The sequence below is a fragment of the Methylobacterium sp. FF17 genome, from assembly GCF_025813715.1.
Classification (GTDB): Bacteria; Pseudomonadota; Alphaproteobacteria; order Rhizobiales; family Beijerinckiaceae; genus Methylobacterium; species Methylobacterium flocculans.
The window spans coordinates 2,391,637-2,413,783 of record NZ_CP107532.1 but is presented as its reverse complement, the minus strand read 5'-3'; the positions used below and the strand labels follow the sequence as shown (position 1 = coordinate 2,413,783).

Sequence of the window (22,147 nt, the reverse complement as noted above, 5' to 3'; positions counted from 1 at the left end):
AGCGACACTGGTATACAGAATTTCAACCGTCAACCGGCGATCTGAAATATCCTGCCGCCGCGCCTGACAGAGTCGACGATTTGTTGGCAGCCAATCCTGCGGCGCCTTCGAACGCTTCGGGACCAAACGTCGAAACCCGCCCGTCGAAGGAAATTTCCTGCTGCATTGCACCCCGAAACGGTCCCGGACAGGGCCGATCGGCCCGGTCGAGTCCCCGGAAGCTCCCTTGTACGGGCCGCCTTAAGAGGATGCAGGATCATGCATTTTGCGCGATCCGACCGCCTGCGCGGCGCGGCGATCCCGGCCGTTTCCCGCACGACTATCACCGGCGGCGATCCCGTGATCTCTACTGCGCGCGCCCCTCGAAAAGCTTCGAAAGTCCCGACGAATGTGATGAATCCCGCAGTTTTGCTGCGGCGCGGCATCGAATTCCCGAAATCCTACTCTTGACGGGTGCCGCGTCGCGAGAGACCCTGGTATTCCACATACCAAGCCGACGTCACGTTCGGCACACACGGCCTTGACGCGAAGACGGACGAAGAACCGCGCGCGTCCCACGTTTCAACCAAGCTTTCCGGAGGAATGCCATGTCCAGGGTAGAGACTGCGAGCCAACCCGTCTCCGACGGTTATCGATGGGGACAGCTCGTCATCGGCGTCATCTGCATGGTGATGATCGCCAACCTGCAATACGGCTGGACGTTCTTCGTCCCCGACATCCAGAAGAAGTTCGGCTTCGACCGCGCCGCCATCCAGTGGGCCTTCACCCTGTTCGTGCTGTTCGAGACCTGGCTGGTGCCGGTCGAGGGCTGGTTCGTGGACAAGTACGGCCCGCGCGTCGTGGTGCTGTTCGGCGGCCTGCTCTGCGGCATCGGCTGGGTCATCAACTCCTACGCCACCTCGCTGAACATGTTCTATCTCGGCCAGGTCGTCGCCGGCATCGGCGCGGGCGCGGTCTACGGCACCTGCGTGGGTTCGGCCCTGAAGTGGTTCCCCGACAAGCGGGGTCTGGCCGCCGGCATCATCGCCGCCGGCTTCGGCGCGGGCTCGGCGCTGACCGTCGCCCCGATCCAGTGGATGATCGCCGATCACGGCTTCCAGGCTGCGTTCTTCAACTTCGGCATCGGCCAGGGCATCGTCGTCTGCGCGCTGGCGTTCTTCTTCACCTCGCCGAAGAAGGGCCAGGTTCCGGAAGTCGTGGCGAATGCCAACATCATCCAGACCCGGCGCAACTACACCCCCGGCGAGGTCGCCCGCCAGCCGATCTTCTGGCTGATGTACTTCATGTTCGTCATCGTCGGCGCCGGCGGCCTGATGATCACCGCCAACCTCAAGCCCATCGCCTCCGACATCGGCGTCGACAAGGTCCCGGTCACGATCATGGGCATCACCATGGTGGCGATCACCTTCGCGGCCACCATCGACCGCGTGCTCAACGGCTTGACGCGTCCGTTCTTCGGCTGGGTCTCGGACAAGATCGGCCGCGAGAACACCATGTTCATCGCCTTTGCCATGGAAGGTTTCGGCATCTACATGCTCTACCTCTGGGGTCATGACCCGCTGTGGTTCGTGCTTCTGTCCGGGTTCGTGTTCTTCGCCTGGGGCGAGATCTACTCCCTCTTCCCCTCGACCTGCACGGACACCTTCGGCACCAAGTTCGCCGCCACCAATGCGGGCCTGCTCTACACCGCCAAGGGCACGGCGGCCCTCCTCGTGCCGGTGGCGAACTATCTCCAGCAGGCCACCAACAGCTGGGACGGCGTGTTCCTGGTGGCGGCCGGCGCCAACGTGCTGGCCTCGCTGCTCGCCATCGCGGTGCTGAAGCCCTGGCGCAAGCGGGTCGTCGCCCAGGCGCTCGCCGTCTCCGACGAGACGAAGCCCGCCCCCCGCGTCGCCGTGGCGTGAGGCCGGACTGACGGGATCACCGTCGCCACGACGCGCGGGGGCCGGACACCACGTCCAGGCCCCCGCGCCCGTTTTCGGAGCCGGGCTCACGCCTCGAAGCCCCGCTCTACACGTCGAAGCCCCGCCCGTCGCACCGGAGATGCTCGATGCCGCCCACCGCCCCCTGGCACCCGATGTCCACCGCCCCGGAGACGGTAGCGCGGATCTGGCTCAACCATCTTACCCTCGGCCCCATCCTGGCGGAGGGACGGCGCGGGCGCTGGTACGCGCCGAACGCGGCGCATCAGGTCTGGCGCTGGTACCGGTCGGCCGATCCCGCGGCGCTCGATCCGTTCACCGGCTGGTTGCCGTTCGAGGCGCTGGCGGGAGACCGGGCGGAGGATGGGATCGCGGGCCCACGGCTGCCCTGCGCGGCGCAGGCACCGGCGGATCGGACGGGCCTGCGCGCCGGGAATCCCCGCGGGTCCTCACCCTCCGCCGCAGCGAGGGATTGTTTACCGATCTTCGAAGAGGGCCCCGCCGCGTCCTGGCTATATTCGGAACTTGGCCGCTAAGCTTCGTCCGCACTGCCTCCGCGCTCCTGTCGGCCGCGCAGGTCGATGGCCATGGCGACGCCCCCGTCGCCCGGAGGACACCATGAGACGCATCGCCACCGTGACGGCCCTGGCCCTCCTGCTCGCCGGCCCCGCGCGGGCGGCGGGCGAGACCCCGTTCGAGACGGTCAAGGGCTGGGAGATCGAGCGCACGGCGCCCGGCACGAAGGGGCCGGTCTGCCTGATGAGCAAGTCCTACAAGGACCCCGACGACGACGACGCCGTGAACGCCCTGATCTTCGCGCTGGCGGGGGACCAGGCCCTCCTGAGCTTCGTCTACGAGCACTGGACCTGGGACAAGGACGAGAAGCTCCGGGTGCCGTTCGTCCTCGACAAGAAGGTCGTCATCGCGAAATCGGCCTGGACGGGCGACGGCCAGAGCCTGACGGCGCTCCTGCCCGACACCATCGTGCCGAACCTCCTGGCCGCCAAGATCATGGTGCTCAAGCTCGACGGCGCCGACGCGGACTTCAAGCTCGCCGGGTTCCCCGAGGCCTACGAGTCGCTGCGCCGCTGCGACAGCGCGCCGGCCAGGGCGCCCGTCGCCGCGGCTCCGTCGCCGGTCGCGCCGGTGCCCGCCGCGGCCGCGCCGATGGCGGCCGCCGCGGCGTCGGTGGCCTTCGCGGGCTCGGCCCCGTCACCGTCGGATTCGGCCCATGTCGCGAAGGCCATGACCTTCCCGGGCGACGGCGACGTCCCGCCCCAGACGGTCTTCGCCCGCACCACGCCCAAGATCCTGCTGGCTCTGGCGGTCCGCGCGGTCAAGACCGGCGACAGCCTGACGACGGCCTGGATCGCCGAGAAGGCGGACGGCGCACCGGCGAATTACACGATCGCCACCACCTCGATCCCGCTGGGGGCGAGTCCCACCGTCTCGTCCAGCCTGAGCAAGCCCGATGCGGGCTGGCCCCCGGGCCTGTACCGGGTCGACGTGAGCCATAACGACGGCCCCGTCGAATACAGCCAGCGCTTCACCGTCCAACCCTGAGGCGGTTCACCAGCCCCGGCCGCGCGGCCCGAGCGACGCCGCTCCGTCCCGCGGGCGGGCGGAGGCGGCGTCAGCGCTCGGTCGCAAGTTCCGGCATCAGGCGGTTGATCACGGCGTAGGTCACCGCCGTCCAGAACTCCGAGGCGGCCGGATCGGTGAAGTCCGCCTCGTCCGCCTCGATGGCCGCGTGGTCGGGCGTGATCAGGTAATCCTCGACGTCGTTCAGGGAAGCGAAGGACAGGACCGAGATGCCGTCGATCCGGGAGCCTTCGGGATCGTCCTGGGTCGATCCGAAGGGGTGGAGCTGGGCGTAGCGCCGGACATAGGCCGCGCTCGCCGCCTTGCCGGCCACGAGGTCGGCATGGACCCCGAGCCAGCGTTCCTGGAACGCGGCGCGCGTCAGGTCCGGGCGCCGGCGGTGGATCTTGACGAGGCTGACCGGGTCGCGGTGCCGCTCGCTCGGGATGATGATGTATTCCCGGGCGACTTCGCGCGTCACCATCCGGAAGGCGACCTGCTCGTCGGCGATGATGCGCCTGGCGTACTGCTCCTGACCGAGCACCGCCGTGATCTCGGTTTCGGACCCGTAGGCGATGTAGGCGAGGCCATCCCAGCGCGGGCGGCGATAGGCCGGCACGCGGGCGGCGGGGTCGCCGACGAGGCGGCCGCTCCCGTCCACCATGGCCCGGTAGGGCGGCCGGAAGGCCGAGGACGGGCCGGAGGCGATCCGGTGGAGCTGGTCGTAGCGCAGCACCGCGTCGTTGGCGGCGCCGGGCTCCGCATAGGCGAATTTCGGGCCGTGCACCTTGCGCCAGTATTCGTCGAAATGCTCGAAGGCGCGGTTCGGGTCCGGCTCCAGGGCCAGGGCGCTCGGGTGCCGGTCCGGATGGGCGACCTCGGCGCCGGAGCGGTTCACGCCCGAGCCCGCATCGTGCGGGCGCACCGCCTCCGGGGTCGCGTCGGTGCGCGAGACGAAGGTCGGCGTCACGATCAGGGGCTTCGTCGTCGCGCCGACGAGGCGGCCGTGCGGCGGACGCTGCAGCAGGTCCGAGCGAGAGAGGTCGGCTCCGTCGCGGCGGTTGGTCTCGGTGCTCATGTCTCGGTGCTCATCATGTCTCGGTGCTCATGCGGACTCCTTCGCGGCGGATACCGCCGGAGCCCGGCTTCGGTTCACGCGAACTGGCCGGACGCCACCCGGCCTTGAGCGCCCCGCATGCCTCCGGGCGCCGACGCGGCGGCCTCATGCGGCGTTCGGTTGACGGGTTCGCAAGGCCGAGACGCCCGACGCGGGGCTCCCTCCTCTTCGGGTGAGGTTCGGGGTGAGGGATCGTCCATCCCCGGAGAGGCCACGTCCCTCACCCTGTCCTCCGCCCGAAGGAGAGGGGACCCGCGGGTTCCCGGAAAGGCGGGGCGGCGAGAGCCTTCCGGGATCAGACCGGCAGAGGCGTCGCGGGTTGCCGCCCCACCGGGTGGATCCCCGAATCCCGCTTCGCATCGCCGGCGGGCCGGTGGCGCTCGGCGGCATCGGCGAGGAGTTCGGCCACGAGGTCCGTCTGCGAGACGATGCCGACGAGGCGCTCGTCCGGCCCCACCACGGGCAGGTGGTGCAGGCCCGCATCCGACATCCAGAGCACGAGGTCGGCGATGGGGGTGTCGGGGCGCGCGCTGATCACGGGCGCCGTCATGATGTCCTCCACGCAGCCATGCGGGGCGCGGCCCCGGCTGAGCGTCAGGCTGAGGCGGCGGCGCGGGCCGAGGCGCGGCCCGGCCTGATCCCAGCGCGTCTTGTCGAGGAGGTCGGTCTGGGTGACGATGCCGAGCACCCGCGCGCCCTCGTCGGTGACCGGCAGGGCCTTGATGTGGTGGCGCCGCAGGAGGTCGAGGGCCTCGTGCAGGGGCGCCTCGGGGCCGATGGCGATGACGTCGCGGGACATGATCTCCGCGCAGGTCGCCTGGCCGGTGCGGCGCCGGTAGGAGTGGATCTGCGCCTGCAGCACGATCGCCTCGAGGTCGGAGCGGCGCACGTCGAGGACCTGGTCGAAATCCTTGAGCACCGCGTCGAGGTCGGAGGCGGTGATGCCGGCCCGCGCGGACGGCGCCGGGTCGCCGGTGCCGTGGCCGGCCGGCGCCTTCGGCAGGACGTGCGGGTAGGCCCGCCCCGTCAGGTTGTTGAACAGCAGCGCCACCGCCAGCAGCAGCAGCGAGTTCGCCGCCACCGGCCACAGGGCGAAGCCGTAGCCGAGCTCGCGGATCGGGGCGCCGCCGAGCACCGCCGTCAGCGCCACGGCGCCGCTCGGCGGGTGCAGGCAGCGCAAAGCCATCATCAGCGCGATGGCGACGCTGATGGCGAGCGCGGCGGCGACGTAGGGGTTGGGCACCAGCAGCGCGGCGGTGACGCCGACGAGGGCCGCCACCGCGTTGCCGCCGACGATCGACCAGGGCTGGGCCAGGGGGCTCGCCGGCACCGCGAACAGCAGCACCGCCGAGGCCCCCATCGGGGCGATCAGGATCGGCAGGGCGGTCTCGGGCCCCAGCGCCGCGCGGCAGACCAGCCCCGTGGCGAGGATGCCGACGAGCGCCCCGCCGGCCGCGCGCAGGCGCTCGCGCAGGCTGAGGGGCGCGGCTTCGGGGATCAGGGTGCGCAGGGCAAATCGCATCGGAGGGTCGACCTCACCTTCGAGACCGGGACCGCGCCTGCCTCACCGGACGCCGTCCGGGCAAGCCCCCACCGCGCGGGCCCGGTCCCCTTGAACGAGAGACGGCGCGCCTCGCGGCGCGCCGTGGTGTTCGTCGGGCGCTCCCGGCGCCGCGTCCGCCTCAGACGGCGCGGGACTGGTGCAGCTGCTCGATCTGCTGCTGGGTGTAGCCGAGGTCGAGCAGGACTTCGTCGGTGTGCTCGCCGAGGAGCGGCGAGGCCTTCACCTCGACCGGCATGTCGGAGAACTTGATCGGGCTTCCCACCGTCAGGTACGAGCCGAGCTTCGGGTGCTGGACCTCGACGATGGTGCCGCTGGCGCGCAGGGACGGATCGACGGAGAGTTCCTTCATCGACAGCACCGGCGAGCACGGGATGTCGAACTTGCGCAGGATGTCGACGGCCTCGAACTTGGTCTTGTCGGCGAGCCACTCCTCGATGGTGCCGAAGATGTCCATGATCTTGTCCTGGCGGGCCCGCGCCGTGTTGTAGGCCGGATCGTCGATCCACTCCTCGCGGCCGATCGCCTTGCAGATCGGGGCCCAGGCATGGCCCTGGATCGTGAAGTAGATGTAGGCGTTCGGGTCGGTCTCCCAGCCCTTGCACTTCAGCACCCAGCCCGGCTGGCCGCCGCCGCCCGCGTTGCCGCCGCGCGGCACCACGTCCGAGAACTCGCCGTGCGGGTACTGGGGGTATTCCTCGAGGTAGCCGAGCGCGTCGAGGCGCTGCTGGTCGCGCAGCTTCACGCGGCAGAGATTGAGCACCGAATCCTGCATGGAGACGGCGACCTTCTGGCCCTTGCCGGTCTTGTTCTTCTGGTGGAGCGCCGTGAGGATGCCGATGGCGAGGTGCATGCCGGTGTTCGAGTCACCGAGGGCGGCGGCGCTGACGGTGGGCGGGCCGTCCCAGAAACCGGTGGTCGAGGCGGCGCCGCCCGCGCACTGAGCGACGTTCTCGTAGACCTTCAGGTCCTCGTAATGGTGGCCGTCCGAGAAGCCCTTCACCGAGGCGAGGATCATGCCCGGGTTCAGTTCCTGGATGCGGGCCCAGGAGAAGCCCATGCGGTCGAGAGCGCCGGGGCCGAAATTCTCGACCATGACGTCGGATTGCTTGATCAGGGTCTCCAGGACTTCCTTGCCCTCGGGGGTCTTGGTGTCCAGCGTCAGCGAACGCTTGTTGGAGTTAAGCATCGTGAAGTAGAGCGCGTCCGCATCCTCCACGTGGCGGAGCTGGGTGCGCGTCACGTCGCCGGCGCCGGGGCGCTCGACCTTGATCACGTCGGCGCCGAACCAGGCCAGCAGCTGCGTGCAGGCCGGCCCCGCCTGGACGTGGGTGAAATCGATGATCTTGGTACCCTCGAGCGGCTTGGTCATCGTGGCGTTCTCCCTGTCGTGTTGCGATGTTTCTTGGGGATGTGACGTCTGTTTGGGGGATGTGACGTCTGCCCGGTCGATCCGGGTTCTTGGGCTTGGCCGGGGTCCGACGCGCCGCCCTCAGGCGACGCGGGATTCGAGTTCGGTGAGGCGCCGGCGCAGGTCGCGCTCGTCGTTCCAGCGCTGGGTCTCGTCGCGGATGATCGCGGCGATGCCCGTGACCTGGTCGTCGGGGCCGTGCAGCAGCGCGACCGTGAAGGCGATGGAGAGGGCGTGGCCGTCCTTGTGGATGGCCGGCACCCGCAGGACGTCGGCGCCGTACTTGGTCACCCCCGTCCGCATCGTCTTGGCGTAGCCGTCCCAGTGGCGGCGGCGCTGGCGCTCCGGCGTGATGATGTCGAGGGACTGGCCGAGCGCCTCCTCCGCCGCGTAGCCGAAGATGCGCGTGGCGGCCGGATTCCAGAGGGTGATCGCGCCGTCCGGATCGGAGACCACGATGGCGTCGCCCGCCGCCGCGATCAGTCCCGCGTGATCGATCTCGGGAGCCGAGGTCGCGCCCTGCGGGCCCTGGCCCTCGACCTGCCCCTCCCCGGCGGACCTCACGGTACGCAGGGACCGAGACGTCGCGAACGGCTGATGGGTTGGAGTGGCATGGAACGCTCCTCTGTTTACCGTCAGGCTCTCCCTGCCCGGTAGCGTCGTGAGGACTTGCTTTCGGGAAAGCCGCAGAACCGCGATGAGCGGGCTCGATGACTTCCCGAACGACTTGCTGGGCGACTTGCTTTTTCTCTGCTTCCGTCGTTGGTATTTGGTATGCCAACGATCCGGGGGTGTCAACAGAGGCCGCCGGACTCGGCGTCCCGATCCGGCCGGTCCGGTGACGGGGCCCACGGATTGTCAGACGCGACGCGGGAGCGGGGGCCGATCCCGGGACGTTCCATCAGTAACGGACGGGTCGCGACAAGACCGGTGCCGACAAGGGAGAGACGTCATGGGCGAGGGCCCGAGCATCACGATCACGCAGATCGAGGGTTACCGGTTCGCGGTCGATTTCGGGGGCGTGCTGCCGCAGCTCCTCGTCGATGAAGCCCCGCCGATCGGCAACGGCGAGGGCCCGTTCCCCGAACAGTTGCTGGTGAGCGCGGTGGCCAATTGCCTGTGCGCCAGCCTCGTCTTCGCGCTGGCCAAGTTCAAGCAGGAGGCCGGCGGCCTCCGGGCGGAGGCCCGCTGCGCGGTCACCCGCAACGCCGAGAACCGCCTGCGCATCACCGGCATCACGGTGGGCATCACCCTCGGGGCGAGCGCCGAGGCGGTGCCGCGCATCGACCGGGTGCTGGAGCAGTTCCAGCGCTTCTGCACCGTCTCCGAGAGCGTCCAGGCCGGCATCCCCGTGTCGGTGTCCGTGCGCGACGCGGCCGGCACGTTGCTGACCTGAGCCCTACCTCGATCCATCTCCCGCCAACCGAAAAGGATTCCGCCATGTCGACAGCCGTGCACGCCGAGGAGCCCGAGGATCTCGCCCGCCTGTTCAACGAACGCGCCAATGCGGGCGACGTGGAGGGCCTCGTGGCGCTCTACGAACCGGATGCGGTGCTGGCCGCCGGCAAGGTGGTGGCGACGGGGCACGCCGAGATCCGGGCGTTCTACACGGACCTGCTCGCGCGCCGCTCCGCGTTTCCGGCCGCCGAGACCTTGCCGGCGATCCGCAACGGCGACCTCGCCATGACCTTCGCCCGCCTGCCCAACGGCACGATCTCGGCCGAGACCGCGCGCCGCCAGGCGGGGGGCGGCTGGCGCTGGCTGATCGACCAGTTGAAGATCAAGCCGGCGACCGCCGGCAAGGCGGATTGAGGCGGCTCCCCGCATGATCAATCCGCAACTCGCCGGGCGGCTCGCCTTCGCGCACCGTCTCCCCACCCGGGCGCCGCTGCCGCCCGGCCTCCATCCCCTCGGGCTCGCGCCCGAGCGGGATGCCCTGCTGCTGGTGCCGGACGGCATCGACCCGCGCCGGCCGACCCCCCTGGTGGTGCTGTTCCACGGGGGCGGCGGCAGCGCGGAGAAGATCCTGCCCATGCTGCGGGACCACGCCGCGGCGCGGGGCTTCCTGCTCCTCCTGCCGCAATCGGTGTTCCCGACCTGGGACCTCGTGATCGGCGGGCACGGGCCCGACCGCGAGCGCGTCGACGCGGCGCTGGCGGAGGTCGGCACCCGCTTCCTGCTCGATCCCGGCCGCCTCGTCTTCGCCGGCCATTCCGACGGGGGCAGCTACACCCTGTCCCTCGGGCTGGCCAACGGCCACGTCGCCACCCACCTCCTTGTCTCGTCGGCGGGGTTCCTGTCGGTGCACCTGCAATCGGGCGCCCCGCGCATCGTCATCACCCACGGCACCCGCGACGAGCAGATCCCCATCGCGCGCAGCGCCCGGATCCACGCGGCCCAACTGCGCGAGGCCGGCTACGCGGTGGCGGCGATCGAGTATGACGGCCCCCACGCCTACGATCCGGCGGTGGTGGCGCAGGCGGTCGACCTGATCTTTCGGGAGGAGGCCTGATCGGCGTTCCGTCTCGTCGGCTGCGGCTCAGGCGGCGTCGATCGCGAAGGCCATCCCGAGGCCCGGCCCCTGGTCCGCGTAGTCCACGAGGCTGTAGCCGCGCGCGCTCAGGGCCTCCTCCAGCAGGTCGCGGTGCTTGCGGTACATCTGGCCGATCGCCAGGGGGGTCAGGCGAGGGTTGCCCTGCCGCAGGTCGTCCACCCCGATGGTCAGGGGCGCCTGTCCCCGGTCGGCGATGCGGATGAGGGCGGAGGCCAGTTCGGCCGCCTTCGTCTCGGAGGCGGATTTCGCCTTGAATGCCATGTGGATCTCCGTGACGGGGAACACCCGGTATTGCCCGACCATCCCCGAACCGACAGGATACGGGGGATCGGCCCTTGCGCGAACCGGGCGCGGCCGGCGCGTCGCGCATCCCTGGGGCTCCAACGCCGGCCGGGGCCGATCGGTGCCGGCGAAAGCCGCTCGCGGGGGAACAGCCTCGCACGGCTGAAATCCCGGGCTTCGACCGTCAGCGGTGCCCGGCGACAACTTCGCCGGAGCCGTTACAACTCTGTTAGGCGCTTGCCCGTAACAACCGCCTTCGAGACTGGGGAAAGCCGTCCGCGCCCGTGACCGCCCGATGACGGACCGGAACCCGGCGGGACCCCTTGACGGCCGGAGGGGGACAGCGAATGGCCAAGAAGATTGCGCTCATCACCGGCGTGACCGGGCAGGACGGCGGCTATCTCGCGGAGTTGCTCCTGCAGAAGGGCTACGAGGTCCACGGCGTGAAGCGCCGCTCCTCCTCCTTCAACACCGGGCGGGTGGATCACCTCTACCGCGACCCGCATATCGACGGGAACAACTTCTTCCTGCACTACGGCGACCTGACGGATTCGACCAACATCATCCGCATCATCCAGGAAACCTCGCCCGACGAGATCTACAATCTGGGCGCGCAGAGCCACGTCCAGGTCAGCTTCGAGACGCCGGAATACACCGCGAACTCGGACGCGATGGGGACGCTGCGGATCCTCGAGGCGATCCGCATCCTGAAGCTGACCGACCGTGCGCGGTTCTACCAGGCCTCGACCTCCGAACTCTACGGCAAGGTCCGGGAGACCCCGCAGACCGAGAACACGCCGTTCTATCCGCGCAGCCCCTACGGCGTCGCCAAGCTCTACGCCTACTGGATCACGGTGAACTACCGCGAAGCCTACGGCATGCATGCCTCCAACGGCATCCTGTTCAACCACGAGAGCCCCAACCGCGGCGAGACCTTCGTGACCCGCAAGATCACGCGGGCGGTGGCCGCCATCGAGGCCGGGCTCCAGGACACGCTCTTCCTCGGAAACCTCGACGCCAAGCGCGACTGGGGCCATGCGCGGGATTACGTCGAGGGGATGTGGCGCATCCTGCAGCAGGACGCGGGCGACGATTACGTCCTCGCCACCGGCGAACTGCATTCCGTGCGCGAGTTCGTGGAGAAGAGCTTCGCCCTGACCGGCCGGACCATCGCCTGGCGGGGCACCGGCGTCGCGGAAGAGGGGTACGACGCGCGCACCGGCGACGTCCTCGTGCGCATCGACGGGCGCTACTTCCGCCCGACCGAGGTCGACCTTCTCCTCGGCGATCCGAGCAAGGCCCGGACGAAGCTCGGCTGGAGCCACACGATCCCGTTCGACGAACTCGTGCGCGAGATGGTGGAAGCGGATCGCGCCTCGGTCCACAGCCAGGGCGCGGACTGGCACCGGAACAGCACGCCCGCCTGAACCGGTGCGCGGCTGCCGGGGCCCGTCCGGCCTGTATCGCGTCTCACCGGCCCCGCCGCCTGGTCGGAGCCGGCACGGTCCGGCATGATTTCCGTGTCCGAATCCCCTGCCTTCCGGATCGAGGCGAAGCACGGCATGCATTCCGGGTCCCTGTCGCTGGACGCCTTCCTGGCGCGCCGTTCCACGGACCGGCGTCTGGCCCGGCTCACGCACGACATCCCCCTGCCGGAGGCGCAGGGCCTCGAATTCGGGCCGGCGGACAACCCGACCGCCCTCCCCGAGGGCATCCGGGTCCTGTACGTCGACCACGCTCTCGGGGCCGGGGCGGACCGGCCGGGTGCGGTGCCGATCGACCACGCCTGGACGGGCTCGGGCTCGCTGGTGGAAGGGCTCGGGCGCCAGGGCTTCGACTTCGCCATCGCCGCCCAGGTGGCGCAGTACGTGCCCAACCTGCTCGGCTGGTTCCGCGGCATCCACGGGGCCCTGCGGCCCGGAGGCGTGCTCAACCTCACGCTGCCCGACCGCCGCTTCATGTTCGATGCGGGCCGGCCCGACAGCACCCTCGCCGAACTGGTGGAGGCGGACCTCCTCGCCTACACCCGCCCGAGCCCGCGCCAGATCTTCGCCCACACCCACCAGGCGCTGGCCATCGACCCCGAGCGGATCTGGGAGGAGGCGGACCCGGCGGAGGCGCCCCGCCTCTGCGGCGACGCCGCGCTGACCCGGGCGCACGCCCAGGCCGTCGAAGCCCTCGCCCCCGGGGCCTATCCGGGCTGTCACTGCTGGGTGTTCACGCCCCTCGCCTTCCTCGACGCCCTCGAGGCGGCCGCGCGGCTCGGACTCTTCCCGATGGTGCTGAACCGGATCGCCGCCACGGAGCCCGGCGGGTTCGAGTTCTCGGTCTCGATGCGGCGGGACGCGGAGACGGACCCGGAGGCGCTCCGAGGGATGCAGGCGGGGGCGATCGACCACCTGCGCGGGATCCTCCGGCGCCAGCAGCGCACGGCGCGGCTCCTGGCGCGGGAATAGACGCCCGGGGAAGACTTGCCCGGGAATAGACCTGCCCGCGCGCTCAGGCGACCTTGCGCGGCGCCGCGAGGGTGACGCGCGATTTGCCCAGTGCCTTCGCCTCGTAGAGGGCCGCGTCGGCGGCGCCGAGCAGGCTGTCGAGGTCGGTGCCGTGCTCGGGCGCGAGCGCGATGCCGATGCTGACGCCGATCGTCACCGGATGCTCGAGGCCGAGGTCGTAGGGCGCCGAGATCTCGCCCATCAGCGTCGCGCTGAACGCGGTCAGGGCCGCGGGGGCGAGGAGATCGGTCACGATGACGAACTCGTCGCCGCCGAGCCGGGCCACCACGTCGCCCGCCCGCGTTCCGGCGCGCAGGCGGTCGGCCACCGCCTGCAGCAGCCGGTCCCCGATGCCGTGGCCGTGGGTGTCGTTCACCGCCTTGAACCCGTCGAGGTCGAGGTAGAGCAGCGCCGCGAGACCATGGCTGCGCACCGCGATGACCTCCGCGAGCCCGGCGCGGTTGCGCAGGCCCGTGTGGCTGTCATGCATGGCCCGGAAGGCGCTCTCGCGTTCCGCCCGCATGGTGGCGATCAGCATCTTGTTCAGCCGGAACCCGGCCACGCTCATGCTGGCGAGGTAGAACGGGATCTGCAGGAAGGTGATCAGCAGCAGCGGCTCGCCCGTGAAGGGGGCGGCGAGGCAGCAGGAGCCGAGCGTCAGGACGATCATGGCGCCGGCGAGCCGGGGCGCGCCGAAGTTCCGGAACGAGATGCCGCCGACCATCGCGGCGGCCGAGAGGCAGGCCAGGGTCGCGACCACCCAATCCCCGCTGACGAGGCTGATGAAGGTGCCGTAGCCGACGCTGCCGGCCCAGGCGAGACCGAGCAGGATGTAGAGGTCGGTGGGGGTGCGCCGGCGTTCGCCGGCGGCGCGCTGGGCGACGATCAGCACGACGAAGCGCGCCAGGCAGATGGTGTATTCGAGGGCGCACCAGAGCAGGAATTCCGGCCGGGGCATCCGGTAGGCTACGAGGGTCGAGACCGCGAGGGTGTTCAGCACGCCCCCGGCGAAGATCGGCAGGGTGCCGTACAGGCTGCGGATCAGGGCGGCACGGATCTCCTGGGGAACGTCCGGGCCGGCATCGGTGAGCCAGCGGATCGGACGCCAGCGCGGGAGGCTGAACACCCTGGGATCGTTGCGCATCGACAACCTGTTCCGACCCAATCCGAGGCAACCGAGCCACGTCGCGTGTCTCGGACCGGACGACGGCGCCTTCGCGGGTCGAATGCCACGATGCGGTTAAGATTCCTTTGGCGAAGACCAGCCCGTATTCTGGAACCAGTCTTAACACAACAAAAGCTAAGCTGTCGCGTCCGCGAGCTTGCTGGTCCGGATCGTCACACGACCGTCTAAGAGGAATTCCGCGCCCGCGTCTTCGAGCGCCTTGCGAAGGACGTACAGGGTCAGCTTCTGGGTCGAGAAACCGGATTCGACGCGGCTCAGGGTGCCGGGACTCACGCCCGCGCTGCGGCTCAGCTCGCCGATCGTCAGCCGGGTCAGCTTTCGGCCGATCATGATCTGGTGTGGGGTGACCGGCATGGCGGCCTCGCGCGTGAGAAGAATACAAGCGCGCGCTGTATCCGCACCGGCCCCACAAGTCTCGCGACCACCATTCACAGGGTCGCGACGGAGCGTTCGTGGAACCGGTCGGATCGCGGTGTCGTCACCCGTTCCGCGAACGGGGCAGGGATGCCCGGCTCCAGCGGAGACCCGATGCTTCGTCAGGTCCGAAGATCGTTCTGGGAGGATTTGGTGGGTGCACAAGGGTTCGAACCTTGGACCCGCTGATTAAGAGTCAGCTGCTCTACCAACTGAGCTATGCACCCGCGCCTTGCGGCGGTCGCTGCGGCCACCAAGTCCGCCGCGACGAGGGGGCTGATAGCAAAGGGCTCCGGGGGTTGTCCACCCCCGGCGCGAAGTTTTCTCGGCTAAACCGAGGCCGGGCTCTGCGCGTGCAGGCGCACGGCCGAGGCCGAGAGCTTGTTGAGGGCGGAGAGGTAGGCCCGGGCCGAGGCGACCAGGGTGTCGGGGTCGGCGCCGCGCGCGGTGACGCTGCGTTCCCCGCTCTTCAGGCGCACCGACACCTCCGCCTGCGCATCCGTGCCCTCGGTGACCGCGTGGACCTGGTAGAGTTCGAGGTCGGCCGCGTGGGGCACCAGGGCCTGGATCGCATTGAAGACCGCGTCCACGGGGCCGTTGCCGTCGGCCTCCTCGGTGACGACACGGCCCTCGATGTCGAGCTTGAGGGTGGCGCGCTGCGGCCCGCGCGTGCCGGCGATCACCGAGAGGGAGACGAGCCGGATGCGGTCATGCGCGGTGGCGAGGTTCTGGTCGACCAGCGCCTCGATATCCTCGTCGTAGACGTGCTTCTTGCGGTCGGCGAGCGCCTTGAAGCGCTCGAACACGTCCTGCATCTGGTTGTCGCTCAAGACGAGGCCGAGCTCCTCCAGCTTGGAGCGGAAGGCGGCACGGCCCGAATGCTTGCCCATGACCAGCGAGGTCTTGGCCACGCCCACCGAGGCCGGCGTCATGATCTCGTAGGTCTCGGTGTGCTTGAGCATGCCGTCCTGGTGGATGCCGCTCTCATGCGCGAAGGCGTTCCGACCGACGATCGCCTTGTTGTACTGCACGGGGAAGTTCGTCGCGTGGCTGACGAGCTTGGAGGCCCGCGTCAGCATCGTGGTCTCGATCCCGGTCTCGTAGGGCATGACGTCGCCGCGGGTGCGGATCGCCATGACGATCTCCTCCAGGGCCGCGTTGCCGGCGCGCTCGCCGATGCCGTTGATCGTGCATTCCACCTGCCGGGCGCCCCCCTCGACGCCGGCCAGCGAATTGGCGATGGCGAGCCCGAGGTCGTCGTGGCAATGCACCGAGAAGATCGCCTTGTCGGCGTTCGGCACCCGGTTGCGGACGTCCTGGAACATCCGCCGGTACTCGTCGGGCGTGGCGTAGCCCACGGTGTCGGGCAGGTTGATGGTGGTGGCGCCCGAGCGGATCGCCGCCTCGACGCAGCGGCAGAGGTAGTCGATCGGCGTGCGGGTGGCGTCCATGGCCGACCATTCCACGTCCTCGACGAGGTCGCGGGCCTGGGCCACGGTCTTCAGGATGATCGCGACGACCTCGTCCTCGGATTTCCGCATCTGGTGCGCGAGGTGGATCGGCGAGGTCGAGACGAAGGTGTGGATACGCCCGCGCCGGGCTCCGCGCACCGCCTCGCCGGCCCGCGCGATGTCGGCGGGGATCGCCCGGGCGAGGCCCGCGATGGTGGCGCGCTTGGCCCGGCGGGCGATCTCGGCCACGGCCTCGAAATCGCCGTTCGAGGCGATGGGGAAGCCCGCCTCGATGATGTCGACGCCCATCGCGTCGAGGAGTTCGGCCACCGCCAGCTTCTCGTCGAGGGTCATGGTGGCGCCGGGGCACTGCTCGCCGTCGCGCAGGGTGGTGTCGAAGATGAGGACGCGGTCCTTGGAGGCCGGAACGGGGCTGGCGGTCATGTCGGGGATCCTGTCACGGCGCGGCTCCGGTCGGGAGGCGGCGCCTGGGAATCGAGGGGGCCCGCGCGGCCGCGTGGGTGCCGGGGCGGGTCTCGCGAAATGCACCCCCTGAGAGCCCAGGCGCACGCGCCCGGACGGCCCTCAGGGGCGGCTAAGGAGGAGCAGGGCGGCAAGGGACACGCGCGACCGGGCGACCGCGGAAGCGGTGTCGGCGGAGCGGCGCGTGGAGCCGGCGCTGGCCAAGGCTCGTCTCTCCCGAGGGGCAAGGGCGCGTCGATGCGGCGCGCGGACCATTGCGAAGGCGGTTGTCCTAGACCCTGGGGGGCGGCTTGACAAGCTTTCGCGCCACCGTCCGCGATCGGGATCGCATTGTGTCGGCCCCGCGCATTGCCGTGCACGCCTGGCCGCCTAGCTTGGTTGCGTGACCCACACGGTCCGGCTGCGGATTTCGTCCGCTGACCTCAAGAAAAAATCTGGAAGGAACCCCACCATGCTGCGGATGTTCTCGCGCACCCTCACCCTGCCGACCCTCGCCCTTCTCGCCGGCACGGCGCCGGGTCTCGCCCTCGAAGCCGCCAAGTCCATCGACGTCGCGGCGCCGCCGGCCAAGGTCTGGGCGACGATCGGCGATTTCTGCGGCATCGGGCAGTGGCACCCGGCCATCGCGACCTGCACCCCGTCGCTGGAAGGGGGCAAGCCCCTGCGCACCCTCGGCCTCAAGGGCGGCGGCACCCTCGTGGAGGCGCAGGCCGCCCGCGACGACAAGGCCCTGTCCTACACCTACGCCATCGTCTCCGGCCCGCTGCCGGTGAGCGACTACACCTCGACGCTCTCGGTCGCGCCGAAGGGCACGGGCGCCACGGTGAGCTGGCGCGGCAGCTTCAAGGCCAAGGGCCAGCCGGACGCCGTGGCGGTCGATGCGATCTCGGGCATCTACGAATCCGGCCTCAAGGCGATCGCCGACAAGGCGCAGTAGGACCGGGCTGGCGGGCTCCGACCTCGGGTCGGGGCTCGCGATGGCTCCGGCTTCCTGAGCCTTCCGGCGGAACGCGGGGATGACGACAAATCCGGTTCGGTCATGAAGCGCCACCGAGTTCCCTCCCCCTTGGGGGGAGGGTCAGGGTGGGGGTGCCGGCACGCCGGTTGTGCGTTTCCGCAAACCGGATCGCCAAGGGTGCCTTAACTTCCGAAGTAGGACGCCGGCACCCCCACCTCCGGCTCCTCCCCGCAAGGGGGAGGAGAGCGGTGCTGGACCTTTGTAGGCTTGCGCTCGTGCGATCGGTTTCCCTGCCCCGAGCGCGGCTGTGAAGGCGAGCGATGTCCCGCGTTCGAACCACAACGGCTTCCCCTCCCCCTTGCGGGGAGGGTCAGGGTGGGGGTGCCGGCACGCCGGTTGTGAGTTTCCGCAAACCGGATCGCCAAGGGTGCCATAGCTTCCGAAGTAAGGCGCCGGCACCCCCACCTCCGGCTCCTCCCCGCAAGGGGGAGGAGAGCGGCGCTGGACTTGTGTAGGCTTGCGCTCGTGCGATCGGCCTCTTCTGCCCGAGCGCGGTTGTGAAGGCGAGCGATGTCCCGAGTTCGAACCACAACGGCCTCCCCTCCCCCTTGCGGGGAGGGCCAGGGTGGGGGTGCCGGCACGCCGCTCCCGAGTTCCCACGAACCAGATCGCCAAAAGCGCCTCAACGTCCGAAGTAAGGCGCCGGCACCCCCACCTCCGCCTCCTCCCCGCAAGGGGGAGGAGAGCGGTGCTGGACCTGTGTAGGCTTGCGCTCGTGCGATCGGTTTTCCTGCTCAGGTGCGAATGTGAAGGCTGGCGCTATACGGCGCTCGAACCACAACGGCGTCCCCTCCCCCTTGCGGGGAGGGTCAGGGTGGGGGTGCCGGCACGCCGCTCCCGAGTTCCCACGAACCAGATCGCCAAAAGCGCCTCAACGTCCGAAGTAAGGCGCCGCCCTCCACCGCCGGTCCGGCCTCCGGTCCCGCGCTCCGATTGACCCGCCGCGCGGCGCGGGCCAGAACCAGTCCGGACCAAGCTGTGCCGTTCATTCGGCACGTCGTGATGTCAGGAGCCCCCGTGTCCCGCGTCAGCCTCGCCGTCGCCGCCCTCCTCGCCGCCGCGTCCCTCGGCGCCTGCAAGCCGCACGCGTCGGCGCCGCCCGTGGCACCCGTCGCCGCCGCGCCGGTCCTCGCCCCGCTGCCGCAGGGCACCGGCTGCGGGCCCGCCATCGCGCGCACCCAGGCCGTGGTCGACAGCGACGTCGCCACCGGCAACCTGAACGCGCCCGTGGGCGAGCGCTTCGGCGCGGACCTGCGCAACGCCGCCGCCGCCTGCCAGGGCGGGCGCGAGCGCGAGGCGCTCGGCCTGCTCGCGGCGGCCAAAGCCCGCTACGGCTACCCGTAGGCGCCCGCGAAGGCGCGCGCGAGGTAGGCGCAGACGAAGCCGGGCATCCGCGCGGGGTCGATGTCGTCCGGTCCCCGCGCCGCCAGGAAGCCCGCGAGCTCCGGGGCGCTCTCCGCCCGGCGATGCGCTTCCATGCGGGCGAGCAGCGTCGCGCTGTCCTCGGGCAGGCGGACGGGGCGCAGGAAGGCGCGCTGGCTCTGGCCGCTCACCAGCACCCATCCCTCCGGCCCGTCGGGGGGCAGCCGGATGCCGGTCTCCTCGTGGAATTCCCGCAGCGCGCTGCCGGCGAGGTCGACCGCGCCGTCCGGGCGCACGTCGCTCAGATCGGGCGTGCCGCAGGGGAAATAGGCCTGGCCCGCATTGGCGGTGTGGCCCCCCATGATCCCCAGGATGGCGGCGCCGTCCGCCGTCCACGGCACCACGGCCGCGAAGGCGTTGGCCACCGCGGGGTCGGGCGAGCCGGCATCCCGGAAGGCGATCAGGCTCGAATAGGCGGTCTCGAACAGGTCGATCGCGCAGGCCCCCGCCGCGACGCGGCAGGCCCCGGCCAGGAGGACGCGCCCGTCGAACATCGCGGGCGCGGCGGCGCGGCGGCGGGCCCAGTTCTCCGCAATGGCCGTGCGGTTGTCCCGGGCCCAGGGCCAGTCATAGGCGACGCGGCGGGCGTCGAGGCGCCGCAGCGGCGTCTGCGTGAACGCCTCAGACAAGCAGGCGTCCCTCGCTGACCAGGACGGCGCCGCCGCTGATCTCCACGGAGCGCAGGACGCCCGCCTCGATGCAGAGCTGCACGCCGAGGGTGCTCGGGCGGCCCATCGCGACGCCCTGGCGCAGGACGATGTCGTGCTCGCCGTCGCCGAGGGGCTCGAACTGCATCATCACGCCCGAGAAGGCCGCCGCCGCTGAACCGGTCGCCGGATCCTCGGCCACGCCGAGATGGGGCGCGAACATCCGGGCCTGGTAGCGGTGCCCGAGCCCCTCCGGGTCCGGCGCATAGCAGTAGAGGGCGGCCGGATCGCCCAGGGCGTCGAGGGCGGCCGGGGCCACGCGGGCCCGGTCCAGGGCCTCGCGGCTCGCGACCGGCACGAACAGGAAGCGCGGGCCCGCCCCGTGCCGGCTCGGGACGTGGCGTCCGAAGCCGATCTCGGCGGGATCGAGCCCCAGGGCGGCGGCCAGCGCCTCCGCCTCGGGCCCCGCGCCGAGATATTCCGGCAGGACCGGCATCTTGAAGCGCCCGGTGCCGCGCCCGTCGCCGGGCTCGACCACGCAGGCCAGCGTCCCGAGGGTGGTCTCCAGGCCGAAGGCCACCGCGTCGGTCAGCGCCGCCTTCCCGTCCTGCAGGGCGAGGAGCACGGCGGTGCCGAGGGTGGGATGGCCGGCGAAGGGCAGTTCGGCGACGGGGGTGAAGATGCGCAGGCGGGCCCGGTGGCGCGGCACCTCGGGGGGCAGCACGAACACCGTCTCGGACAGGTTGAACTCGGCGGCGAGCGCCTGCATCGCGGGCGTGTCGAGGCCCTCGGCATCGAGCACCACCGCGAGCGGGTTGCCGGTGAGCGCGGTGTCGGTGAACACGTCGAGGGTCACGAAGCGGCGCGGCATGGGCGGGGTCTCCGGGGTTGCGTCGGGTCGGGCGCTTATATCAGGTCGGGCCCCGCGCCGGGGTCCGGCCCGTCGCGGTCGGGTCTCAGACCGTCTCCACCGGGAAGGTCTCGCTCGGCGCCACGAACTCGTCCTGCGCGGCCACGGTGAGGATCTCGCGCGAGCCGGCCTCCGCCGTGCGGCGCAGGAGCCCGTAGACCGAGGCCCCGGCCATGCCGAGCGCCAGGGCCGCCGACCGAGTGCGGGCGTAATGCACGAGGAAGAGCGCCGCGATGGCGTCCCCGGCCCCGTTCACGTCGAGGTGCAGGCGGGGCGTGCGCAGGCGCCAGAACTGGCCGCCCTCCCCCGCCAGGAGGTCGAGGGCGTCGGCGGGGGTGTCGTCGGTGATCAGCGAGGTGACGAGGACGACGCGGGGGCCGAGCGCCTGCACGGCGGCGACCGCGCGCCGCGCCTCCGCCAGGGTGCCGGTGGGCAGCCCCGACAGGTGGTTCAGCTCGAACTGGTTCGGCGTCACGATGTCGGCCGCCGGCACCGCCTGGTCGCGCATGAATTCGGGGATGCCGGGGCGCACGTAGATGCCCCGGCCGGTGTCGCCCATCACGGGGTCGCAGGCATAGAGCACGTCCGGGTTGAGGCCGCGCACGGTGGCCACCGCCCGCACGATCGCGGTGCCGATATCCGCCGAGCCCATGTAGCCCGACAGCACCCCGTCGCAGAGCCCGAGCACGCCGCGCTCCGCGATGCCGGCGACGAGGTCCTCGATCGCGGGGCCGTCGAAGACCCGGCCCCGCCAGGCGCCGTAGCCGGTGTGGTTGGAGAACTGGACGGTGTGGATCGGCCAGACCTCGACCCCGAGGCGCTGCATCGGAAACACCGCCGAAGCGTTACCGACATGGCCGTAGGCCACGTGCGACTGGATCGAGAGGATGTTCAAGCCGGATTCTCCTCGGTGCCGCGCGGCGAAGGATCTCTCGCGCAAGGCCCATAACCCAGTTTCCCGGTCGCGAGCACCCTGTCCCAAGCATCCGGCTCTAAGCACCCGGCTCTAAGCACCCTGCCCCGCCCGACCCGCTTGCCCTGGCGCCCGGCCTCGGCCACAGCGGGTCCTCCCGACCCGACGAGCGAGACCGATGGATTTCGACGCCCTCCGCGCCAGCACCCTCGCCTTCGTGGAAGCGAACCAGGGCTGGACGCCGCTCATCGTCGGCGTGCTCGCCTTCTGCGAATCCCTGGCCTTCCTGTCGCTCCTGGTGCCGGCGACCTTCCTGCTCCTCGGCATCGGCGCCATGATGGGGGCGGTCGGCATCCCGTTCTGGCCGGTGATGCTGGCCGGCGCCCTCGGCGCGGCGCTGGGCGACTGGCTCTCCTACGAGTTCGGGCACCACTACAAGGACGGCGCCAAGCAGATGTGGCCGATGCGGCGCTACCCCACCCTCGTCGCCCGCGCGGAGGACTTCTGCCGCAAGTGGGGGGCCGGCGGCATCGTGATCGGCCGCTTCATCGGGCCCGCCCGGGCCGTGGTGCCGCTGATCGCCGGGGTGTTCGGGGTCAAGCGGCTGCCGTTCCAGATCGCCAACGTGACCTCGGCCCTGGCCTGGGCCTTCCTGATGCTGGCGCCGGGGGCCGGGATCCTGAGCTACTTCAAGGGTTGAGCCGGGCGCGTCGCCGGACGCGCGCAAGGGGTCGCAGGTGACCAAGGGGTCGCAGGTGACAAGGCCGGCGGCGGCTGATT

23 protein-coding genes and 1 tRNA gene are annotated in these 22,147 nt (G+C 70.7%); 12 read left to right on the top strand and 12 right to left on the bottom strand.

What is annotated here, in order from left to right; genetic code table 11:
* The first annotated feature begins 258 nt into the window (after positions 1-258).
* From OF380_RS11235 to OF380_RS11220, 4 genes are all read left to right on the top strand, one after another.
* A complete protein-coding gene (locus tag OF380_RS11235; RefSeq protein ID WP_264050841.1) occupies positions 259-450 on the top strand; it encodes a hypothetical protein in 192 nt (63 codons plus the stop codon).
* Between the two features lie 137 nt (positions 451-587).
* Positions 588-1,904 carry an oxalate/formate MFS antiporter gene (oxlT, locus tag OF380_RS11230; RefSeq protein ID WP_264050840.1) on the top strand — a complete coding sequence of 439 codons (1,317 nt, stop codon included), beginning with the start codon at positions 588-590 and terminating at the stop codon, positions 1,902-1,904.
* 146 nt (positions 1,905-2,050) lie between these two features.
* On the top strand, positions 2,051-2,458 hold the full coding sequence (locus OF380_RS11225) for a hypothetical protein (RefSeq protein WP_264050839.1): 408 nt from the start codon (positions 2,051-2,053) through the stop codon (positions 2,456-2,458).
* Between the two features lie 82 nt (positions 2,459-2,540).
* Complete coding sequence (locus tag OF380_RS11220) at positions 2,541-3,485, top strand: hypothetical protein (RefSeq protein WP_264050838.1); 945 nt, start codon at positions 2,541-2,543, stop codon at positions 3,483-3,485.
* A 70-nt stretch (positions 3,486-3,555) separates the two neighbouring features.
* Here the strand turns inward: OF380_RS11220 and OF380_RS11215 are convergent, their stop codons facing one another.
* The 4 genes from OF380_RS11215 to OF380_RS11200 form a co-directional block, all read right to left on the bottom strand.
* Positions 3,556-4,581 (bottom strand): EthD domain-containing protein, encoded by a 1,026-nt coding sequence (locus OF380_RS11215; RefSeq protein ID WP_264050837.1) that lies wholly within the window; start codon positions 4,579-4,581, stop codon positions 3,556-3,558.
* Between the two features lie 334 nt (positions 4,582-4,915).
* Positions 4,916-6,142, bottom strand: a complete 1,227-nt coding sequence (locus tag OF380_RS11210; RefSeq protein ID WP_264050836.1) for an HPP family protein — start codon at positions 6,140-6,142, stop codon at positions 4,916-4,918.
* Positions 6,143-6,302: 160 nt separating this feature from the next.
* The gene (frc, locus tag OF380_RS11205) at positions 6,303-7,553 is read right to left on the bottom strand and encodes a formyl-CoA transferase (RefSeq protein WP_264050835.1); all 1,251 of its coding nucleotides are present in this window, start codon (positions 7,551-7,553) and stop codon (positions 6,303-6,305) included.
* A 120-nt stretch (positions 7,554-7,673) separates the two neighbouring features.
* A complete protein-coding gene (locus tag OF380_RS11200) occupies positions 7,674-8,090 on the bottom strand; it encodes a PAS domain-containing protein (RefSeq protein WP_264051292.1) in 417 nt (138 codons plus the stop codon).
* A 454-nt stretch (positions 8,091-8,544) separates the two neighbouring features.
* Between OF380_RS11200 and OF380_RS11195 the strand changes: the two genes are divergently transcribed.
* The 3 genes from OF380_RS11195 to OF380_RS11185 are packed head-to-tail and all read left to right on the top strand — an operon-like array spanning position 8,545 to position 10,104.
* On the top strand, positions 8,545-8,988 hold the full coding sequence (locus OF380_RS11195) for an OsmC family protein (protein WP_264050834.1): 444 nt from the start codon (positions 8,545-8,547) through the stop codon (positions 8,986-8,988).
* A 44-nt stretch (positions 8,989-9,032) separates the two neighbouring features.
* Complete coding sequence (locus tag OF380_RS11190) at positions 9,033-9,404, top strand: YybH family protein (RefSeq protein WP_264050833.1); 372 nt, start codon at positions 9,033-9,035, stop codon at positions 9,402-9,404.
* 13 nt (positions 9,405-9,417) lie between these two features.
* Positions 9,418-10,104, top strand: coding sequence for an alpha/beta hydrolase (locus OF380_RS11185; RefSeq protein ID WP_264050832.1), 687 nt, complete (start codon positions 9,418-9,420; stop codon positions 10,102-10,104).
* A gap of 27 nt (positions 10,105-10,131) precedes the next feature.
* Here the strand turns inward: OF380_RS11185 and OF380_RS11180 are convergent, their stop codons facing one another.
* Positions 10,132-10,407: an adenylosuccinate synthase gene (locus tag OF380_RS11180; RefSeq protein WP_264050831.1), complete on the bottom strand. Its 276-nt coding sequence runs from the start codon at positions 10,405-10,407 to the stop codon at positions 10,132-10,134.
* Between the two features lie 368 nt (positions 10,408-10,775).
* Here OF380_RS11180 and gmd point away from each other — a divergent pair, with 368 nt between their 5' ends.
* Entirely contained in the window at positions 10,776-11,855 is a 1,080-nt protein-coding gene (gene gmd / locus OF380_RS11175; RefSeq protein ID WP_264050830.1) for a GDP-mannose 4,6-dehydratase, read from the top strand.
* A gap of 93 nt (positions 11,856-11,948) precedes the next feature.
* Positions 11,949-12,884, top strand: coding sequence for a class I SAM-dependent methyltransferase (locus OF380_RS11170; RefSeq protein ID WP_264050829.1), 936 nt, complete (start codon positions 11,949-11,951; stop codon positions 12,882-12,884).
* Between the two features lie 43 nt (positions 12,885-12,927).
* On the opposite strand, the gene OF380_RS11165 is transcribed toward OF380_RS11170, so the two are convergent.
* From OF380_RS11165 to OF380_RS11150, 4 genes are all read right to left on the bottom strand, one after another.
* Complete coding sequence (locus OF380_RS11165; protein ID WP_264050828.1) at positions 12,928-14,067, bottom strand: GGDEF domain-containing protein; 1,140 nt, start codon at positions 14,065-14,067, stop codon at positions 12,928-12,930.
* A gap of 156 nt (positions 14,068-14,223) precedes the next feature.
* Positions 14,224-14,463 carry a helix-turn-helix domain-containing protein gene (locus OF380_RS11160; RefSeq protein ID WP_264050827.1) on the bottom strand — a complete coding sequence of 80 codons (240 nt, stop codon included), beginning with the start codon at positions 14,461-14,463 and terminating at the stop codon, positions 14,224-14,226.
* 211 nt (positions 14,464-14,674) lie between these two features.
* Positions 14,675-14,750 (bottom strand) — tRNA-Lys (locus tag OF380_RS11155).
* Between the two features lie 102 nt (positions 14,751-14,852).
* The gene (locus OF380_RS11150) at positions 14,853-16,418 is read right to left on the bottom strand and encodes a 2-isopropylmalate synthase (protein ID WP_264050826.1); all 1,566 of its coding nucleotides are present in this window, start codon (positions 16,416-16,418) and stop codon (positions 14,853-14,855) included.
* A 490-nt stretch (positions 16,419-16,908) separates the two neighbouring features.
* Here OF380_RS11150 and OF380_RS11145 point away from each other — a divergent pair, with 490 nt between their 5' ends.
* Together OF380_RS11145 and OF380_RS11140 are read left to right on the top strand one after the other, a co-directional pair.
* On the top strand, positions 16,909-17,394 hold the full coding sequence (locus OF380_RS11145) for an SRPBCC family protein (RefSeq protein WP_264050825.1): 486 nt from the start codon (positions 16,909-16,911) through the stop codon (positions 17,392-17,394).
* Between the two features lie 1,083 nt (positions 17,395-18,477).
* A complete protein-coding gene (locus OF380_RS11140) occupies positions 18,478-18,819 on the top strand; it encodes a hypothetical protein (RefSeq protein WP_264050824.1) in 342 nt (113 codons plus the stop codon).
* On the opposite strand, the gene OF380_RS11135 is transcribed toward OF380_RS11140, so the two are convergent.
* The 3 genes from OF380_RS11135 to pdxY all read right to left on the bottom strand — a co-directional run bounded on the left by OF380_RS11135 (position 18,810) and on the right by pdxY (position 21,349).
* A complete protein-coding gene (locus OF380_RS11135; RefSeq protein ID WP_264050823.1) occupies positions 18,810-19,526 on the bottom strand; it encodes an NUDIX hydrolase in 717 nt (238 codons plus the stop codon). The genes OF380_RS11140 and OF380_RS11135 overlap by 10 nt on opposite strands.
* Positions 19,519-20,415: a PhzF family phenazine biosynthesis protein gene (locus OF380_RS11130; RefSeq protein WP_264050822.1), complete on the bottom strand. Its 897-nt coding sequence runs from the start codon at positions 20,413-20,415 to the stop codon at positions 19,519-19,521. The genes OF380_RS11135 and OF380_RS11130 overlap by 8 nt, the downstream gene beginning before the upstream one ends.
* A gap of 85 nt (positions 20,416-20,500) precedes the next feature.
* Positions 20,501-21,349, bottom strand: coding sequence for a pyridoxal kinase PdxY (gene pdxY / locus OF380_RS11125; RefSeq protein ID WP_264050821.1), 849 nt, complete (start codon positions 21,347-21,349; stop codon positions 20,501-20,503).
* Positions 21,350-21,545: 196 nt separating this feature from the next.
* On the opposite strand from pdxY, the gene OF380_RS11120 reads away from it, so the two are divergent.
* Positions 21,546-22,067, top strand: a complete 522-nt coding sequence (locus OF380_RS11120; protein WP_264050820.1) for a DedA family protein — start codon at positions 21,546-21,548, stop codon at positions 22,065-22,067.
* The last annotated feature ends 80 nt before the right edge of the window (positions 22,068-22,147 follow it).

Coding starts and splice junctions, on each gene's coding strand:
- OF380_RS11235 (WP_264050841.1), top strand. CDS start 259: ATGCATTTTGCGCGATCCGACCGCCTGCGCGGCGCGGCGATCCCGGCC.
- oxlT (WP_264050840.1), top strand. CDS start 588: ATGTCCAGGGTAGAGACTGCGAGCCAACCCGTCTCCGACGGTTATCGA.
- OF380_RS11225 (WP_264050839.1), top strand. CDS start 2,051: ATGCCGCCCACCGCCCCCTGGCACCCGATGTCCACCGCCCCGGAGACG.
- OF380_RS11220 (WP_264050838.1), top strand. CDS start 2,541: ATGAGACGCATCGCCACCGTGACGGCCCTGGCCCTCCTGCTCGCCGGC.
- OF380_RS11215 (WP_264050837.1), bottom strand. CDS start 4,581: ATGAGCACCGAGACCAACCGCCGCGACGGAGCCGACCTCTCTCGCTCG.
- OF380_RS11210 (WP_264050836.1), bottom strand. CDS start 6,142: ATGCGATTTGCCCTGCGCACCCTGATCCCCGAAGCCGCGCCCCTCAGC.
- frc (WP_264050835.1), bottom strand. CDS start 7,553: ATGACCAAGCCGCTCGAGGGTACCAAGATCATCGATTTCACCCACGTC.
- OF380_RS11195 (WP_264050834.1), top strand. CDS start 8,545: ATGGGCGAGGGCCCGAGCATCACGATCACGCAGATCGAGGGTTACCGG.
- OF380_RS11190 (WP_264050833.1), top strand. CDS start 9,033: ATGTCGACAGCCGTGCACGCCGAGGAGCCCGAGGATCTCGCCCGCCTG.
- OF380_RS11185 (WP_264050832.1), top strand. CDS start 9,418: ATGATCAATCCGCAACTCGCCGGGCGGCTCGCCTTCGCGCACCGTCTC.
- OF380_RS11180 (WP_264050831.1), bottom strand. CDS start 10,407: ATGGCATTCAAGGCGAAATCCGCCTCCGAGACGAAGGCGGCCGAACTG.
- gmd (WP_264050830.1), top strand. CDS start 10,776: ATGGCCAAGAAGATTGCGCTCATCACCGGCGTGACCGGGCAGGACGGC.
- OF380_RS11165 (WP_264050828.1), bottom strand. CDS start 14,067: ATGCGCAACGATCCCAGGGTGTTCAGCCTCCCGCGCTGGCGTCCGATC.
- OF380_RS11160 (WP_264050827.1), bottom strand. CDS start 14,463: ATGCCGGTCACCCCACACCAGATCATGATCGGCCGAAAGCTGACCCGG.
- OF380_RS11150 (WP_264050826.1), bottom strand. CDS start 16,418: ATGACCGCCAGCCCCGTTCCGGCCTCCAAGGACCGCGTCCTCATCTTC.
- OF380_RS11145 (WP_264050825.1), top strand. CDS start 16,909: ATGCTGCGGATGTTCTCGCGCACCCTCACCCTGCCGACCCTCGCCCTT.
- OF380_RS11140 (WP_264050824.1), top strand. CDS start 18,478: ATGTCAGGAGCCCCCGTGTCCCGCGTCAGCCTCGCCGTCGCCGCCCTC.
- OF380_RS11130 (WP_264050822.1), bottom strand. CDS start 20,415: ATGCCGCGCCGCTTCGTGACCCTCGACGTGTTCACCGACACCGCGCTC.
- OF380_RS11120 (WP_264050820.1), top strand. CDS start 21,546: ATGGATTTCGACGCCCTCCGCGCCAGCACCCTCGCCTTCGTGGAAGCG.